Consider the following 17758-nt stretch of genomic DNA (forward strand, 5'->3'; position numbering starts at 1 on the left):
TTCATCTCTGTAAAGAGAAGCAGCGAGTTATTGATAGATTCTAGCGCTGGATGAGACGATATCTCCGCTTGAGTTCAACCCATTTGAGATAGAGTAAAACGCGCCGCCGTCTCCATTTGTGCCTGCTCTGCTTGGGCTATTCAAGACGCGCAAGCCGCCTGCCCAGTCTGTCCATTGCCAATCGGTATCCCGGTCAGGTCCTAATGACACCATCACATAGATTACGCCTGCGGCATTGTATTCTTTGATGCGAATGGCGACTTGGTCCTCTGATTGCCCGGCGCGTAACGGCGCTCCATAATCGCAAAATCTCCGTTCGCTTTCTTCTGCTTGTGAGAAGAACGGATCGCGAGCAGCGTCAATACTGCTCAAATACGAGACCGGAGTGGTTAGGGGTACATAACTGCGGCCATCTGCGGTTTCACCCCCCAAGTCAGGCGGCGCCCAACCACGATCCAGCTGATATTGAGCAACTGCAGATTGCACGGCTTTCAAATCAGCATAGGTACGCGCCATTTTCGCCCGAAATTGAGCGTTTAAAAAGTTTGGAACCGCAATGGCCGCTAAAATCCCGATAATGGCAACGACAATCAATAACTCAATCAGGGTAAACCCTTTATTCGGAGTCATCAGAAACGCTCCCCCCTTGCGTTGATAAAGAAAAATTTTGAGTGATCTGATTGATTGTAATGAAGATTCATTGCTTTATCAATTAGAATTTCGGGAGTGTTACTAAAAATAAATAACGCCAATCACTTTTCACTTCGGTGCAAATTGACTACTATTTTAAGAGTCCATAGATAAACATAGGCTGATTGCAGTCAAAATTCACGATGGAGGACGGCTGTGGCAACATTGCAGGAAATTGAATCAGAAATGGAAGAGCTCCAGATGCTGATGAAGATCTGGAACCAATTTTACAAAGTTTTAAACACGACGTTTGCAGAAGAAAAAGCAGACCAAAAAGCGTTGGATCGTGAATTTCAACGCATTAAACAAATCGTGGCTGAGCATCATGGTCACTTTATGAAAGTTATCAAGAAAGATTTTCATATTGGTCAATCGGTAATGACTACGGTAAAGCGTACCATTTCAATTGATGGGTTTTTGGGGCTGAGCGACCTTGAAATTCGTAAAACCCTGATCGAATGGCACGACGCCAACATCCTTCTGAATGAAACGCTGGGTTCATTGGAATGCGAACGGGACCGGATTAACCGCGGCCTCGCGCAAAAAGATAAAAAGAAATTGAATAAGTCCGATACCAGTTTCTTCCAGAGCGGGACATTCAAATTGTTGCTGAATGTAATTGTCATTGCCGCCGTGATTGGCGCTTTGGTGGTATTTTGGGAACCCATTTCTCAATCCTCCATCTATCAAGGGTACTTAGCCTGGATGATTGACCCCATTTTGAATATGATTGGCATCACCACAACGACCCCTGAAGCAGCGGCGCCCGCTGGTTGATCATTGCCTACAGAATTGATTTTTCAAAAGGGCCGAAATTTTATTCGGCCTTTTTTTTATGCGCGTTCGTTATACTGATAGTGACAATTCTTGATCGGAGAAAGTTTGCATCAATGAAAGCCCGTATACTCGTAGTGGAAGACGATTCCCGCTATTCCGCTCGGATCCAAAAGAACCTCAACCTCGAAGGGTATGAAACCGTATCCGCCTCTTGCGGCGAAGAAGCACTACAAGCGCTTTCGGAGCAACAATTCGATTTAGTCATGTCTGATATCAAGATGCCGGGGATGGACGGCGTCTCGCTGCTTAAACAAATTTCCGCCCGCAAAGACCTCGGTCATGAAATGCCGGTCATCATGTTGACGTCGGTTGATTCGGTGCGCGTCGCTGTCGACGCCATGCGGGAAGGCGCATCTGACTACATCACCAAAGACGCAGACCGCGAAGAGATTTTGCTGCGTATCGAAAATGTGCTGGATCGCGCCAAAATGCAAGAAGTGAACAATAGTTTGCGGCGCCATCTTCACGCCGCCCACGATGCGGGAAGCCTGGTCGCAGAATCGGACGGAATGAAAGCCATTCGCGATGAAATTCACGCGGTGGCTGACGCTGGCGCTTGTATTCTCATCGTAGGTGAAACTGGCGTTGGCAAAGAAATCGTCGCACGCTACATCCATCGTTGCAGCCCACGGGCCGAAGCGCCTTTCATTGACGTGAATTGCGCCGCCTTACCGAATGACAACTTGTTTCAATCTGAAGTATTCGGACATGAAAAAGGCGCATTCACTGGAGCATCCGTCCGTAAACGCGGCAAACTGGAACTTGCGGATACGGGTACAATCTTTCTTGATGAAATCGGCGATATGCCGCTTGAAAGCCAAGGTAAAATACTACGCGCGATCGAAACCAAAGAATTTGAACGACTGGGCGGCAGCCAGAAAATCAACGTTGATATCGCAATTATCGCCGCGACCAACAAAGACTTGAATGCGGAAGTCCAAAATGGTTTTTTTCGTCAGGATTTATTGTTTCGGCTTGATGTGATTCGTATTACGATTCCGCCTTTGCGCGAGAGACAAGCCGATATTTTGCCGCTTGCCACCCGCTTCTTAGATGAATACGCCCGGAAATATAACCGCCCATCTCCATCGGTTTCAAAAGAAGCAATCGTGTTACTCGAAGCCTATTCGTGGCCCGGCAACGTGCGGGAATTAAAAAACCTGATTGAGCGGATCGTCATTCGAAATCGCGACTGCAAAGAAATTGATAAGGCATTAGTCAGCCGGGAAGGGCTGAGCGCTGATGGGGCGCAGACTCTGCGCTCGAATCAAGATTTTCCCTCGCTAGAAGAAGTTGAAAAGAAGACAATTTTGCAAGCGTTAGAGCAAAGTAACTGGGTGCAAAGCGAAGCGGCGAAGTTGTTGAAAATCTCCGCAGACCGCATTAATTCCCGCATCAAAAAGTATAACATTCAGCACTCTTCATGGCGCTCGCACAAGCCCGTTTAGATATCCTGCGCATTTGATATTGTATACAAATCAGCATAAGCGCCCTGGATTATAAGTGTTATGTAATTGGATCCGGAACCGCTTCGTTTCTGATTATCAATTCAATTGAATCAACCAATTCAGGCAGCAGCGCTGTGATTTTAGGGGAGAGAGACTCTTGAAACCCGAAAGTTTCGCCCACAATTGAAACGATGTAGGCTCGGGGTTCTTTACCGTACAATTCTCGAGCCATCGCTAAAATCGTTTCGGGTTTTGAGAAGTGGTTTATGGGTTCATGGTATGGACTCGCGGCTTCAAAGGAGCGCGTTTTGATTTCTCCCGGCTCGCCTTGGGCGTCAGCATCAATCAAAATAACGAGATCGTATTGGCTGAATTCTTCCGCCCATTCCGGCGTTAATTGGTGACAAGTTTGGATTGCCACATTTGCGTCTTGATTGCGTTCTTTCAACTGAGACGCAGCAATCCATCCGATGCCGTCGTCGCCGCGCAAGGGATTTCCATATCCAAGAACTAAAATGTTGCTCATGCGTCTCTCGATTGAGTGTCTAACAATGCGCCTTCCGCATCGTATAGTTCCATGTGCAGCGGCATTTGTCCTAAGGCGTGGGTCGAGCAGCTCAAGCAAGGATCAAAGGCGCGGATGACGGCTTCGACGCGATTCAGAGCGCCTTCTTTGATCTCGCCGCTTTCAATAAAGTGCTTGGCGACTTGCTGGACGCCCTTGTTCATCGCTAGATTGTTATGTCCGGTCGCGATGATTAAATTCGCCCATTCCATTAAGCCCTGGTCGTCAACTTTATAATGATGAATCAGCATTCCACGCGGCGCTTCTGAGACGCCGATTCCTTCGTGGTTATTGACGCGGGCCATTGCACGGCAGTCTTTGCTTAAGACGTCCGGGTCGTTCAAAATATTTTCAACTTCTTCAATTCCATAAAGAATTTCAACCAAGCGGGCAAAGTGATAATGGAACGAACTCAACACGGCGCCGCGTCCCATCGCCCGAAACTCGGCCCATTCCTGGTCGGCAAGCGGCGTCCCGCAACGGTCGATGATATTGAGACGCGCCAATGGGCCAACGCGATACATTCCCTCTGGATAGCCCATGGGTTTGTAATAGGGGGATTTTAAGAACGAATCCGGCTCTACCCGCTCGCCGATGATTTCTGCATATTTGTGGTCATCGAGTTTGTTGACGATAATGCGCCCTGCGGCGTCAACAACACGGAACTTTCCGTCATAGAATTCGAGCTGGTTTTTGTCGTTGACCAGCCCGACAAATAGTGACGGGAAATTCGCAAAGGTGCGTGTTTCTTCGGCGAAATCATCTAGAATCTTTTTGTATACATCCAGCGCTTCCTGGGTGATTTTCTTCGCTTCTGGAATCCGTTCGAGGATCATTTCGCGTTTTTTAGGATCTAACGGCTTATTGACGCCGCCCGGCACCACCCATGCAGGGTGAATGCGTTTGTCGCCCAGCCATTCAATAATTTGCTGACCGAATTTGCGTAATCGAATGCCTTTGCGGGCGAGATCAGGATTGGCGTTCATCAATCCAAACACGTTCCGATCTTCCGGCGGCGCGTCCATGCCCAACAATAAATCCGGCGCACTCAGGTGAAAGAAATTGAGCGCGTGCGATTGAATCATTTGGGCCAAATTGAGCATCTGGCGCAGCAGTTTAGCCGTTCTGGGAATCTGTACGGCTAAAATATCGTCGCAGGCTTTTGAGGACGCAACCAAATGGCTCACCGGGCAAATGCCGCAGATTCGCGCCATGACGGACGGCATTTCCGTAAACGGGCGCCCTTCGATTAATTTTTCAAATCCACGAAATTGAGTGACGTGAAATTTGGCGTCATGTACGCGCCCGTCATCATCTAACTGGATGGTGATTTTGGCGTGTCCTTCAATTCGTGTAACAGGGTCAATTGAGATTGTTTTCGGCATTTCGATGGCTCCAGAGTGATTGGGTCTTGATGTTATGCGCCAAAACGGGTCATTTCGCTTACATCAGGGCATTGACCGTTCAGCAGTTCCGTTAATACATGATGAATGGCTGCTGCGCTGGGCGGGCAGCCGGGAATATAAAAATCCACTTTAACATACTCATGTACCGGTCGCGTTTGAGGCAGCAACTGCGGTACAACCAAAGTCGGCGATCCGGGATTTTCATCGACGTTTTCTTCGTACGAACGGCTCATCACTTCTTTCACATTAAAGTGATTACGCATTGACGGTACGTTGCCCGTGACAGCGCAATCTCCCAGTGAAACGATCATCGCGCTGTTTTTTCGTAGTTTATGAATCTTTTCTAAGTCATCCGTGCTGCTGATCGCGCCTTCAACCAGGGTGATATCAATGTCGTCTGGAATAATTTTATGATCGACTAACGGGCTATAAACCAATTCGACCAATTCGTTTAATTCAATTAACAATTCATCCATGTCCAAGATTGACATGTGACATCCAGAGCAGCCGTCTAACCATACGGTAGCAAGTTTTTTCTTATTCATGGTGGCTCTTTTCTTCGCGCATGAGCGACAAATACGGTAAGAACTGGCGTTTGGTCATTTCCGCTGTTGATTTGCCCGATTCAAACAACGCGCCTGTCGGGCAAACGTGGACGCACTTTCCACAAGAGGTGCAACTTTCAGATACGCCCCAAGGTTGATTGAGGTCGCTGATGATTTTGCAATCAACGCCCCGGCCTAAGACGTCCCACGTATGAGCGCCTTCGATTTCGTCGCACACCCGTACGCAGCGCGCGCACAAAATGCAACGGCTCTGGTCGCTGACAAAGCGTTCATGTGACGCGTCTACATCGGTGACCGGGTACAAATAAGGAACGTGAATATGTTCCAAGCCCAATTTCTGCGCAAGACTTTGGAGTTCGCAATGTCCGTTGGAAACGCAAACGGAGCAAGTGTGATTCCGCTCTGAAAAAATTAACGCAAGGATTAATTTGCGATACTTTTGTAACTGTTCTGATTCCGTTACGACTTCCATGCCTTCAAACACACGCGTCACGCAAGCAGGCGAGAGTTTGTTGCTGCCTTTGATTTCAATCAAACACATGCGGCAGGCGCCGATGGACGTCAGCCCTTCTAAATGACAAAGCGTCGGGATAAAGACGTTGTTTTCCCGCGCGACTTGAAGAACGGTCTCGCCGGATCGGGCGCTGCAAGGGCGCCCGTTAATGGTGAGTGTTTTAACGCGACCTGATGGTCCCATGATAATTCTCCCTTTTACTCGACCGTCGTACGTGCTGATGGTTTCAACACGGCCGTATATTCGTCCCGGAAAAACCGCAGCGTACTTAAAATTGGGTTGGGCGCTGATTGACCCAAACCGCAAAGGCTGGTATTTCGGGTTAGTTCACAGAGATCCATCAACAAGTCGAGATCATCAACTGTTGCTTCGCCTGCGGAAATTCGTTGAAGCAGGTTGTGCATTTGCACCGTTCCCACACGACAAGGGACGCATTTTCCGCATGATTCCGACATGCAGAATTCCATAAAGAACTGCGCGACATCGACCATGTTGGAGGATTCGTCCATCACGATCATGCCGCCAGACCCCATCATAGAGCCGAGCTCTTTTAGCGACTCGTAATCAACGGGAATATCTAATAGCGATTCGGGGATGCAGCCGCCGGAGGGGCCGCCGGTTAGAACCGCTTTGCATTTTCCACCATTCGGGACGCCGCCGCCGATGTCGAAAACGATTTCACGTAGAGAAATTCCCATCGGCACTTCAATCAATCCAGTATTTTGGATTTGTCCGGCAAGCGCAAAGACTTTGGTGCCTTTGCTGCTCTCTGTCCCAAGCGAGGAATACCATTCAGAGCCTTCGCGCAAGATCGGGACGATGTTCGCATAGGTTTCGACGTTGTTAATCAGCGTTGGTTTTCCGAACACGCCTTTTTCTGCGGGGTAGGGAGGCCGCGGCTTGGGGTTGCCTCTGGAACCTTCGATAGACGCAATCAACGCGGTTTCTTCACCGCAGACGAACGCGCCCGCACCCAAGCGGATTTCAATATCAAAATTGAACGGGGCGCCGAGAATATTATTGCCCAGCACGTCCATTTTTTTCGCTTGGCGAATTGCGTTACGAAGGCGCTCAATCGCCAGCGGATACTCCGCGCGGATATACACATACCCTTTTGTCGCGCCGACAGCGAAACAGGCGAGCGTCATGCCTTCAATCACGCGGTGGGGATCGCTTTCCAAAATGCAGCGGTCCATAAAAGCGCCGGGGTCGCCTTCGTCGGCGTTGCAGACGATATATTTTTCCGGGCCTTCGGCTTTGGCGACTGTTCCCCATTTTAATCCGGTCGGATATCCACCGCCGCCGCGTCCGCGCAGGCCGCTTTTGGTAATTTCATCAACGACTTCAAACGGTTCCCAGTTGGTTACCACGTCGATCAGTGTTTCATAGCCGCCAACGGCGAGATAATCTTCGATGGTTTCGGGATCAATGCGTCCGCTATTTTCCAAAACGATTTTCATTTGCGCTTTGAAGAATGGCGACTCGAGATCGCATTGCAATTCTTTAATCGGCTTTTTGCCAAGTGAATCAATGATCTTATCGGCGTGTTTTGGTTCGACTTTTTGATAAAGTACGCCGTCGCTTTCAACAGAGACTAACGGGCCAGCAGAACATAAGCCCAGGCAACCGACGCTTTTAACGCAGCAATCGTCTTCTTGCGTTGCGCGCTCGTCGAGCGCCACTTTAACCTTATCGCTTCCCGCAGAGACGCAGCCCGCCGCCATGCACACGCAAACGTGGTGTTTGACGGCTTTGTTTTCTTCACGAACTTCTTCGGCTTTGTTGCGAATTTCATCCGGCGTCATGATGTTCTCCAGGCCTCCACTTGTTTGACGACTTCATCCGGCGTTTGATTGCCGTAAACCACGCCGTCGTATACCACCACGGGCGCAAGACCGCAGGCGCCAACGCAGCGCGCCGTCACGAGAGAGACCTTGTTATCCGGGCTCGTCTCTCCCGGTTTCAGCCCCGCTTTTTGTTCAAGCGCTTTTAATATTTTAGGGACGCCCTTGATATAACATGCGGTCCCTGTGCAGATGACGCAGGTATGTTCGCCCTGAGGTTTTAAATTGAAGTAATGATAAAAGGTCGCGACGCCGTAAACTTTGCTGAGTGGAACCCGCAGGCTCGCCGCGACGAATTGAAACGCCTCTTCATCAAGATAGCCGAAAACTTCTTGTACAGAATGGAGGGATTCAATCAACGAATGAGGCTCATGACCATGCTTTCGCATGGCTGCTGAAACCATTTTCCACCGCTTGTCGTTCGAGGGCGGAGCAGGCTTTGTGAAATCAGTCCGCATGGACTACTCCTTTCAACCAGACCTAAGATGCACATTCTCTGACGCAAGGCCACCTGGAGTGAAACCGATTCCGTCTATCCAAGCCCACTATCGCAAATGCAAAGATAAAAATAAATATAAAAATTGCCCGATTGTGTTATATTAAATCACTAAATAGATAAAAGTCTATCCATGTATTGATCTTAATCATAAAACCTGTATACTTTTATTTGGCAATAAAGAGTAAATTCGGTATAGTGCTTATAGTTGTTGGTTATAACATTATCCAAACATTGAAGGAAAACCGAATGTCTGAGCCACAAGTCATCGATCCGTCATCACTGTATACCATGTTTCAGAATGGACAAAAAGTCTGCTTAATTGATGTCCGTACCCCCGCTGAATACCGCGAGGCGCACGTCGGTTTTGCCGAATCATTACCTTTGGATGCCTTGAGTCCCGAAGTAATTAAAGAGCAGGGAGATAAATGCTCGCCGCTTTATGTGATCTGTAAATCTGGCAGCCGCGCCCGCAACGCCTGCATGAAGATGATTGAAAACGGCATTGAAAACGTCGCCATGCTGGACGGTGGAACCGACGCCTGGATTAGCGCAGGATTGCCCGTCGTCCGCGGAAAAAAGGCGATGTCGATGGACCGTCAGGTTCGTCTGGTGGTTGGAACCATTGTCATGGCGGGATCACTTCTGACGCTCTTGGTTCACCCATACTTTATCGCTGTACCGTTTTTTATGAGCGCAGGGCTGATTTTTTCCGCAATCACTGATTTTTGCGGTTTGGCGCTCATCTTGGGAAGATGCCCGTGGAACAAGTAATCAGCAAAAATGCATGAATAAAGTGTAGGAACTTATTTCAATGATTACACAACGAACCATTCTTTGAAGAAAATTTTATACCGGTCAAATTCTGGCCGGATTTTTTATGAATACATGGATAGTTGGGAACAAATTATGAAATATCATCACATTTGTAACTGTGGACGGCATTTTCACTGTGGCTGCGAGATTGTTCACCATTTCTGTGAGGAATGTAATTCTGAGTATTTAGGTCCAGTCTGCGAGGTTACGAAAGATTTGCCCGTTGACATTCAAAGTGATGGGCGAGTTCTCTGTAACGAATGTAAGGGAAAGGTGGAAGTTCCCTTACACAAATGCGGGACATAATGGTTCGTTAAACAGATAAATTAACGTGCGCATTCCCGTCTTCGCATAGACTATTTTGTGTGGAGAACATAATTCGCCATGGGCGGATTAAGTTGCACTATGTGCGAATCTGTGATTCGCACAAAATCATTGGAGGGGCCTTGCACCTATGCATGTCATCGTTTGTATTAAAATGGTTCCAGACACCACTCTTGTTAAAATTGATCCCGAAACCAACACCTTGATTCGTGAAGGTGTACCTTTTATCACCAACCCGTTTGATAACCACGCCATAGAAGAAGCCGTTCGGATGAAAGACAAATACGGCGCTTTTGTTACGGTTATTTCTATGGGGCCGCCTTCCGCAGAAACGGTTTTACGCCGCGCGTTATCCATAGGCGCTGACCGTGCGGTACTGATTAGCGACCGTGCGTTCGGCGGCGCAGATACATTAGCGACCAGTTATGTATTGTCAGAAGCAATAAAAAAATTATCGGAAGAACGCCCCGTCGATCTAGTCTTCTGTGGAATGCAAACCATTGATGGAGACACGGCGCAAGTCGGCCCCGGAATCGCCTGTCGGCTTGGTCACACGCAACTAACATTAGTTGAAGAAATTATCAATCTTGATGATAAAAACAAAACCATCCGCGTGAGCCGCAAACTAGAGTCTCATAACGAAATCGTTGAATCCAAAACGCCGGCAATGTTAACGATGGTGCGATCAATCAACCGGCCGCGCTATCCTGCCGTCCCCGCCCGTTTGAACGCCGAGGTCGCGATGATTCCTGTTTGGTCAAACGAGGTTTTAAAGTTAGACAAAGACCAAATCGGGCTGCGCGGCTCGCCAACTGCTGTTCGCAAAATCTTTGCTCCAACCCGAAGTAAAGGAGAAGTCATTGATGGTCTCGGTGAGAATCGAGATAACGCAATTGACCTGTTCATTAAGAAATTACATGAATGGGATGTTGTTACTCGAGACTAAACCGTCACATGATTTGGCTTCAGACAGAATAATTCGTCGCGAGTATGAATCGTTCGCGATATTTTCATCGGCATAGAAAATTGTAAAAAGAACTTATTTTGCATAGTGCACAACAGGCAGGTCAACCATGGTAAATAAGAAACCGCGAAAACCTCGCGGCAAAGTAAAGTATTCAGATGGAAAGTGCATCTCTTGCGGTGAAGTGTGCGTAGCAGAATGCCCTATGGACGCCATTGAAATGATGGATAACGGCGAACCCATAATCCACTTAGCAAAATGCAACGGATGCAAAAAGTGTATAAAGGTTTGTCCCTCAGCGGCGTTTGAAGTTTTTTATACGCCGGATGAAGAGAAAATTCTCGAAGAATATAACCGCTTAAACCTTGGCGAAGATGCGCCCCCGCCCGATCCCGGTAAAACGCGGGACAGTGAGTGGAAGGGCGTCTGGGTTTTCGTCGAGCAAATGAACGGCGAAGCCCACTCGGTCTCATGGGAATTATTGGGCGTCGGCCGCCAATTGGCGCAAGACCTTGGCGTTGAACTTTCGGCCTTTGTACTTGGACATAATGTTTCGCATTTGGTACGGGAAGCATTTGGCTACGACGCGGATAATGTATATATCATAGATGAACCCGTGTTGGAATATTATCGAACTCAGTCATATCTAAAAGCCTCGTTGACGTTATTGCAAAAATATAAACCGGAAATTGTTTTGATCGGCGCCACTGGCTTGGGTCGCGATCTTGCCGGAGCAGTCGCAACGCACATGAAGACGGGACTCACGGCGGATTGCACTGGCTTAACGATCAGTAAGAGCGACCGGCTGCTTGAGCAAACCCGTCCTGCATTCGGCGGCAATATTATGGCGACGATTCTTTCTGAAACAGCCCGCCCGCAAATGGCCTCCGTTCGTCCGCGCGTTATGACGAAACCTGAATATTTGTCTGGCAGGACAGGCAACCTCATCGAAGAACCGTTTGTGCAGTTAGAAGAAAGCATCACAACAAAGATATTAGAAATTATCCCCATCGACTTAGCCAATACCGTCCAGCTGCAAAGCGCCGAGATTATCGTCAGCGGAGGGCGGGGCATGATGGGCCCTGAACATTTTTCAATGATTCGTGAGTTAGCCGGTTTGTTGGGCGGCGTGGTCGGCTGTTCGCGCACAACGGTTGACGCGGGTTGGATGCCGCAAGCGCACCAGGTCGGTCAAACAGGGAAAACCGTTAAGCCTAAACTCTACATTGCTTGCGGGATATCTGGCGCAATTCAACACCTGGTCGGAATGCAAAACTCAGACAATATCATCGCGATCAACAAAGACAAAAATGCGCCCATATTTGAAGTCGCACACTTGGGGATCGTCGGCGACGTTTTTGACGTGCTGCCGGGAGTGATTCAGCAATTGAAACAACACAAACAAGTTGCCGCTGCGCCAGCAGCCGTTTAAGGGAGTCGTACAACATGAATTTCAGCCGCGTTATCTACATCTTGCTTCTCCTGTTTGCGTTTGGGTTCTTTTTTCGCAATATATATCGCCTGGTTGCAACGCTCTGCCTGGGCCAGTGGGAAAACCGGTTCGACCGCTTAGGGCTTCGACTAAAAAATATGCTGGTCTATGCGTTTGGCCAGGCGCGCGTTATTAAAAAGAGTTATGGATTTAACCATTTTTTCATCTTTTGGGGATTCATGCTTTTATTGATGGCAAATGGCGAGTTTTTAATTCAGGGCGTGTTTCCTGGATTTTCCTGGTCATTTCTGGGCGACTACCCGTATGGCGCGTTGCTCTTTCTGGCGGAAATCATGTCTGCCGTCGTCATTCTGGCCGTTGTTACCGCCGTAATACGCAGGCTCTTCTTTCGCCCGGCGTACATCGAATTCAATGCGGACGCGTTTCTTATCTTGGGCATGATTTTCACGCTCATGGTTGCGTATTATGGTTATCATGCGGGAGAAATTGCCTTAGGCGCCGCCTCGAAATGGGCCAGTTGGATGTTCGTTTCGAACGCAATCGCATCATTCATTCAATCTCTTTCCGTTGATTCAATCCATGCGTTCACAAACGTCAGTTGGTGGATTCACGCTATCGTTCTGCTGTTCTTTATGAACTATTTGCCTTATAGCAAACACTTGCATGTCTTGACTGCAATTCCGAATTGTTTTTTCCGTCGCTTTGAATATCCAAGCGTTGTCCCAACGATGGAATTTAAACAAGGAGATTCATTCGGAAAATCAAAAATCACGCAATTTTCCTGGAAAGATTTGCTTGACTTTATGTCATGCACCGAATGCGGCCGCTGTCAGGAAAATTGCCCCGCTCACGTTACGGGCAAATCGCTGAATCCCAAACACATCATCCACCAGGGAAAAGTCAATCTGTTTAAGAATAGCAAGCCGATTCTCGCATCGCGCCCCAGCGATACGTTGGGGCCGGCGCCGGATGACGCGGTAATGGATGCGGCTTTAATCGGCGACGATGGCGCCATGAGCATCAGCGCAACAGACTTATGGCAATGTACGACGTGCGGCTCCTGCATGACGCATTGCCCCGTCTTTATTGAGCATGTGCCGAAAATAATTCAGATGCGGCAATACATGGTGATGGAAAAATCAGAGTTCCCTGAAGAATTGATTCAACTGTTTGAGAATTCTGAACAGCGTTCCAACCCCTGGGGCATTGCGCCGACCGACCGCGCAAAATGGACGGAAGGCTTAGACGTTCCTATACTCACTCCTGGCGATACGTTTGATTATTTGTTCTATGTTGGTTGCGCTGGGTCTTATGACTCGCGCGCAAAGAGCGTCGTCACCTCGATGACGAAGATACTTAACACGGCGGGCGTTTCATGGGGGATTCTCGGTAACGAAGAGCATTGTTGCGGCGACTCGGTGCGCCGCGCGGGCAATGAATATGTCTTTTCGCAAATGGCGCGTTTTAACGTGAACCAGTTTCATCGCTACGGCGTAAAAAAAATCATCACCATGTGCCCGCATGGATACTCAACCATCAAAAATGATTACCAACAATTTGGGGGAGACTTTGAAGTTATCCACCACACGGAGTTCATCAATCAATTATTGGATGAAGGCAAACTCCCATTGAAACGCCAAGAGACAAACGGCACGACGGTTTACCATGATTCATGCTATTTAGGACGCTATAACAACATCTATAAAGCGCCGCGCCAAGTGTTGTCCCGCGTCAATGGCAACCGCCTGGAAGAAATGGACCGTTGCGGCGAATCGAGTTTTTGTTGTGGAGCGGGTGGCGCCAAAATGTGGATGGAAGAACCCGAAGGCAAGTATATTTACCTTGAACGCACCGAAGAAGCGATGCGCAAAAATCCCTCGACCATCGCGGTGGCTTGCCCCTTCTGTATGACGATGTTTGAAGACGGCGTCAAAGAAGCGGCGAGAGGCAAGAAAGTCGTTGTTAGGGATATCGCCGAGATTGTCGCAAACGCGATGGAAGACGGCAAAGAATAAACACGGCAAATATGATAACGATTGCAACAGCCTGGTGCTTTTCGCCGGGCTGCTTTTTTGTTGGTGTGAATTCATATCGAATCTGAAACCGACGCCCTTGATGCAACAAAACAAAAATATATCAGCTATGTAGGGGCGCAACGCGTACAGTCGTGCTTCTTGCTTGAATTCATTTTTTTTATGAATTCAGTTATGATGAGCCCATGACGCTTAACTGCGCGACGTTAACCTTGTTCAAAGAAAAGCGAAAGCAATACAGTGAATTTAACCCGATTTACGGACTATTCTCTACGCGTTCTTCTTTATTTGGCGTTGCGGCCAAACCAGCGCATTTCGATTAGCGAAATCACCGAATTCTATGGCGTCTCTAAAGACCATTTGGTTAAAGTCGTTAATAAACTGGGGGCATTAGGCTACATTCAAACAACGCGTGGGCGTAACGGCGGGATTGAACTAGCCAAACCCCTAAATCAGATCACTGTAGGAGAAGTCGCTCGCCAAATGGAACCCCATTTTCATCTGGTCGAATGTTTTGAACCGCAAAAAAACCATTGCACTGTAACAAGCGTTTGCCACTTGAAGTTTATTCTGGCTGAAGCGCTTGAAGCGTTTTTAAGCGTATTAGACCGCTATACGATGGAAAATTTGGTCGTCGATCAAGACCTCGCCAAAAACTTACTCCAAATTGATGACTAAACCGTAATTTTATTTATCTAGATTTTAGGTGGTTGCTATGAGTTGATGGGGGCAAGGATGGAACGATGGGGATATCGTTATGATCTTAGACTTTTTTGAATTGGTCGGGGCGAAAGGATTCGAACCTTCGACCACCTGAACCCCATTCAGGTACGCTACCAGACTGCGCTACGCCCCGCACATTTGAAGCATGAGAATTATATCACCAAGCGCAACCCGCGCTACCCCCCCGCTTTTCACTTTTCTACAGCGCCCCATTGATTTCGACGCCAAACCCTGGAACAATCATTTTACCTACATCGTAGACAACTCGTTATTCATTGATTCCATATTCTTAGGGAGAAGCAATATGTCACTTGACCGTCGTTCATTTATCCAAACCGCAGGGCTAAGCGCTGCTGCGATCAGTTTTACCAGCGCTCTTGCACACGCCGCTCACCATGAACCCAACATTGGTATGTGCGACTGGAACCTGGGCGGTTCCTGTAAACCGGAATTGATTCCAAAAGCCGCTGAAGCCCATCTTAACGGCCTCCAGGTCAGCGTCGCGACCAATCCGAATAACGTACCGTTGCGCGACCCGAAAGTGCGCGAGAAATATCTCGAACTCGGCGAAAAACACAATATCAAATTCTCGTCTGTTGCAGCGGGCAGCATCCTTAATAGCATCCCACTGGCGACCGAGCCTCAATCTGCCGTCTATGTTATAGACGCGGTCGAAGCGGCGCAGGCGTTAGGCTGCAAGAATATTTTGATGGCGTTTTTTGGTAACGGTGACCTGGTGTTGACCGACGCAACCAATAAAAAACGTAATTTGAGCAATGATAAATTCAACGAGTTCGAACTTGATTCGCAAAAAGTGACTCGCGTGGTTGAAGTGTTGAAGCAAATCGTCCCGCGCGCGGCGGATGCAGGGGTTGCGCTGGGCCTGGAAAACACCATCACGGCGAAACAAAACCTTGAGATCATCGAGCGAGTCGGTTCTGAATGGCTGCAAGTCTATTACGACATTGGCAATTCCACTGGCAACGGCTACAACGTACCTGAAGAAATCCGCCTGCTGGGCAACGATCGTATTTGTGAAATCCACCTGAAAGACTGGGACACCCGTTTCTTCCCTGACGGCAAGGGAATGGTTAAATGGGACGAAGTCGCCCAAGCCTGCAAGGACATCAACTACGACAAATGGTATGTACTTGAAACCAGCGGACGCGACAAGAAATTCATGGAAGATACGCACGAGAACATCAAATTCGCGAAAAACCTGCTCGCATAATCTCTCAGATTGACACAACCATTGCGGCCTCTTGGTGTATACTAAGAGGCCGTTTTTGTATTTTTGGAGATGACCATGCCGGACCCGGTTTCACACCCGCAAGCGCAAGCGATTGCCCACCAAGCCAAAGCCTCCGGTCTTGCCAAATTGCTGCAAAGCGGGCCGATGAAAGGCCAGGTGCTTTCTTCAGCGAAGGGTCAGGCTGAGGTATTGATTGGGGGCAAGCAATATACGCTGAGCACCAAAGGCCAGGCGTTTCGCGCTGGTCAACAAGTGTTAGCGCGCTTGGTCGGTGGACAGGTTTCATTGGCGCCATTTAGCGTCAGCGCCCCTCCGGCTGATTCGTCTCAAAGCCAGGCGCTCGCATCACAATTGCAACAACTCGGCGTACAAGGCGCCACTGCACAGGTGATTGCGCAAGCGCTGCTGCAAGCGGGCGTTCCATTAAACAAAAGCGTCCTGACGGAACTCATCAATATATTGCCGCAGATTAGCGCCGACCAGATGGCTTCGCTGGCGTTTCTCTTGAGCCGTGGAATGCCCGTTAATGCGGCGATGGCCGCCTGGTTTACCTATATTCTAAAACCGCGTCCGTCGATGGAAAAATCTTTTGAGCGCTTACGTAGCGCTTTCAAAGATTTTACGGGAGACCGTGAGTTGCTTGGCTCGCTTCCAACAGAACTACTCGACGCCCTGGATGAAGTCGGCGAACAATTAGAACGGCGCTTCGCGAATATGCAGGGACAATCCAACGCGGATTTCGAAAAAGAGATCGCGGAATGGTTCAAACGGGCGCTCAGTACGCTTGAGTCACGCTTGCAGGGCGGAAAAGGCGACCCCGATGACGTGTTGTTGCGCTTGATTCGTTTGCTGCAAGACTTAAAGCCTCACATCAAGGACGCTGAATTAATTGAACGCTGGCAAGCGTTACATGATGCCGCTCGCGACGCACATGAATCACTGACTGCGCAGGCAGTCAGAAATATTCCGCAACAGAGCGGAGAAGCGCCTGTCTTTTTCGGACAAGTTCCGATTCAAGTGGATGGGGATGAACGGACGCTGGAGTTCCGCTATCGGCGAGAACATGACCAGGACGGCGGTACGCTGGATTTGCGCATCGAACTGAGTGCGTTGGGGCCACTGCATACTCACATGCTTTGGCGCAAACCTTCGCTTCGAGTTGCAATTCTGGTTGAGTCCGATGACGTTCAGCAACACCTGGACGCGATGTTGCACCAATTGGCTGACGGTTTAAAAAATATGGGATTCAAGGTCGATTCGTTGCAAGTTCGAGTGGGCGACGTTCCTGAGACACTAGAACCTCAACCGTTGCAAGAGACATTTTATGAAGTTCCATCCGGTCTCGATATGCGCGCCTAAGGGTTAAGCCGCCAAATCGAAAACGTCAGTGCGGAAGCGAATGACACCCATATTAAATATGGAACAAACAATACTCCGGCAACGCGATCAATACGCCAAAATAAAACGCCCGTCGCAAGAATAGCAATCCATAAAAAAACAATCTCAATGGATGCGGCGCCAAGCCAATTTAACGAAAAGAACAAAACCGACCAAAGCGCGTTAAGAAACAACTGCACAAAGAAAGCAATCAATGCCGGTTTGATGTTTGTCTCGCCGCGTCGTATCCAAATCCGCCACGCCGCGACCGCCATGCTGAGATACAGGAATGTCCAAACGGGGGCAAACAGCCAATTGGGAGGCCTCCAGTTGGGCTTATTCAATAACGGATACCAAGTGGTGACGGTTTGAAACGTACACCATGAGGCAAGCGCCTGCACTGTAATACAGAGCAACAAGAATACGATAAGCGATTTCCACTGTTTCATG

17 protein-coding genes and 1 tRNA gene are annotated in these 17758 nt (G+C 48.6%); 9 read left to right on the plus strand and 9 right to left on the minus strand.

The window, feature by feature from the left end; genetic code table 11:
- Positions 1-27: 27 nt before the first annotated feature.
- A complete protein-coding gene (locus tag P9L94_16530; GenBank protein ID MDP8245691.1) occupies positions 28-630 on the minus strand; it encodes a prepilin-type N-terminal cleavage/methylation domain-containing protein in 603 nt (200 codons plus the stop codon).
- A 216-nt stretch (positions 631-846) separates the two neighbouring features.
- On the opposite strand from P9L94_16530, the gene P9L94_16535 reads away from it, so the two are divergent.
- Positions 847-1467 carry a hypothetical protein gene (locus tag P9L94_16535; protein ID MDP8245692.1) on the plus strand — a complete coding sequence of 207 codons (621 nt, stop codon included), beginning with the start codon at positions 847-849 and terminating at the stop codon, positions 1465-1467.
- A 113-nt stretch (positions 1468-1580) separates the two neighbouring features.
- Entirely contained in the window at positions 1581-2975 is a 1395-nt protein-coding gene (locus P9L94_16540) for a sigma-54 dependent transcriptional regulator (GenBank protein ID MDP8245693.1), read from the plus strand.
- A 58-nt stretch (positions 2976-3033) separates the two neighbouring features.
- Here the strand turns inward: P9L94_16540 and P9L94_16545 are convergent, their stop codons facing one another.
- From P9L94_16545 to hoxE, 6 genes are read right to left on the minus strand one after another with little or no spacing between them, the layout of a single operon-like run.
- Positions 3034-3501 carry a hydrogenase maturation protease gene (locus P9L94_16545; GenBank protein ID MDP8245694.1) on the minus strand — a complete coding sequence of 156 codons (468 nt, stop codon included), beginning with the start codon at positions 3499-3501 and terminating at the stop codon, positions 3034-3036.
- On the minus strand, positions 3498-4925 hold the full coding sequence (locus P9L94_16550) for a Ni/Fe hydrogenase subunit alpha (protein ID MDP8245695.1): 1428 nt from the start codon (positions 4923-4925) through the stop codon (positions 3498-3500). The genes P9L94_16545 and P9L94_16550 overlap by 4 nt, the downstream gene beginning before the upstream one ends.
- A gap of 32 nt (positions 4926-4957) precedes the next feature.
- Positions 4958-5491 carry a hypothetical protein gene (locus P9L94_16555; protein MDP8245696.1) on the minus strand — a complete coding sequence of 178 codons (534 nt, stop codon included), beginning with the start codon at positions 5489-5491 and terminating at the stop codon, positions 4958-4960.
- Positions 5484-6209, minus strand: a complete 726-nt coding sequence (gene hoxU, locus P9L94_16560; GenBank protein ID MDP8245697.1) for a bidirectional hydrogenase complex protein HoxU — start codon at positions 6207-6209, stop codon at positions 5484-5486. The genes P9L94_16555 and hoxU overlap by 8 nt, the downstream gene beginning before the upstream one ends.
- A 14-nt stretch (positions 6210-6223) precedes the next feature.
- Positions 6224-7831, minus strand: coding sequence for a NuoF family protein (locus tag P9L94_16565; protein ID MDP8245698.1), 1608 nt, complete (start codon positions 7829-7831; stop codon positions 6224-6226).
- Positions 7828-8328: a bidirectional hydrogenase complex protein HoxE gene (hoxE, locus tag P9L94_16570; protein MDP8245699.1), complete on the minus strand. Its 501-nt coding sequence runs from the start codon at positions 8326-8328 to the stop codon at positions 7828-7830. Before hoxE ends, P9L94_16565 begins: the two co-directional genes overlap by 4 nt.
- A gap of 287 nt (positions 8329-8615) precedes the next feature.
- Between hoxE and P9L94_16575 the strand changes: the two genes are divergently transcribed.
- The 5 genes from P9L94_16575 to P9L94_16595 all read left to right on the plus strand — a co-directional run bounded on the left by P9L94_16575 (position 8616) and on the right by P9L94_16595 (position 14634).
- Positions 8616-9140 (plus strand): rhodanese-like domain-containing protein, encoded by a 525-nt coding sequence (locus P9L94_16575; GenBank protein MDP8245700.1) that lies wholly within the window; start codon positions 8616-8618, stop codon positions 9138-9140.
- 496 nt (positions 9141-9636) lie between these two features.
- Positions 9637-10452, plus strand: coding sequence for an electron transfer flavoprotein subunit beta/FixA family protein (locus tag P9L94_16580; protein ID MDP8245701.1), 816 nt, complete (start codon positions 9637-9639; stop codon positions 10450-10452).
- A gap of 127 nt (positions 10453-10579) precedes the next feature.
- Complete coding sequence (locus P9L94_16585; GenBank protein MDP8245702.1) at positions 10580-11902, plus strand: electron transfer flavoprotein subunit alpha; 1323 nt, start codon at positions 10580-10582, stop codon at positions 11900-11902.
- A 14-nt stretch (positions 11903-11916) separates the two neighbouring features.
- Entirely contained in the window at positions 11917-13938 is a 2022-nt protein-coding gene (locus P9L94_16590; protein ID MDP8245703.1) for a heterodisulfide reductase-related iron-sulfur binding cluster, read from the plus strand.
- 258 nt (positions 13939-14196) lie between these two features.
- The gene (locus tag P9L94_16595; GenBank protein MDP8245704.1) at positions 14197-14634 is read left to right on the plus strand and encodes an Rrf2 family transcriptional regulator; all 438 of its coding nucleotides are present in this window, start codon (positions 14197-14199) and stop codon (positions 14632-14634) included.
- 101 nt (positions 14635-14735) lie between these two features.
- Here the strand turns inward: P9L94_16595 and P9L94_16600 are convergent.
- Positions 14736-14812 (minus strand) — tRNA-Pro (locus tag P9L94_16600).
- A gap of 171 nt (positions 14813-14983) precedes the next feature.
- Here P9L94_16600 and P9L94_16605 point away from each other — a divergent pair.
- Both P9L94_16605 and P9L94_16610 read left to right on the plus strand, forming a co-directional pair.
- Complete coding sequence (locus P9L94_16605) at positions 14984-15910, plus strand: sugar phosphate isomerase/epimerase family protein (protein MDP8245705.1); 927 nt, start codon at positions 14984-14986, stop codon at positions 15908-15910.
- Between the two features lie 75 nt (positions 15911-15985).
- Positions 15986-17290: a flagellar hook-length control protein FliK gene (locus P9L94_16610; GenBank protein ID MDP8245706.1), complete on the plus strand. Its 1305-nt coding sequence runs from the start codon at positions 15986-15988 to the stop codon at positions 17288-17290.
- Here the strand turns inward: P9L94_16610 and P9L94_16615 are convergent.
- Positions 17287-17757, minus strand: a complete 471-nt coding sequence (locus P9L94_16615; protein MDP8245707.1) for a TspO/MBR family protein — start codon at positions 17755-17757, stop codon at positions 17287-17289. The two genes, P9L94_16610 and P9L94_16615, sit on opposite strands and share 4 nt — an antisense overlap.
- Between the last annotated feature and the right edge of the window lies 1 nt (position 17758).

The organism is Candidatus Hinthialibacter antarcticus, assembly GCA_030765645.1.
In the GTDB taxonomy this organism is placed as follows: domain Bacteria; phylum Hinthialibacterota; class Hinthialibacteria; order Hinthialibacterales; family Hinthialibacteraceae; genus Hinthialibacter; species Hinthialibacter antarcticus.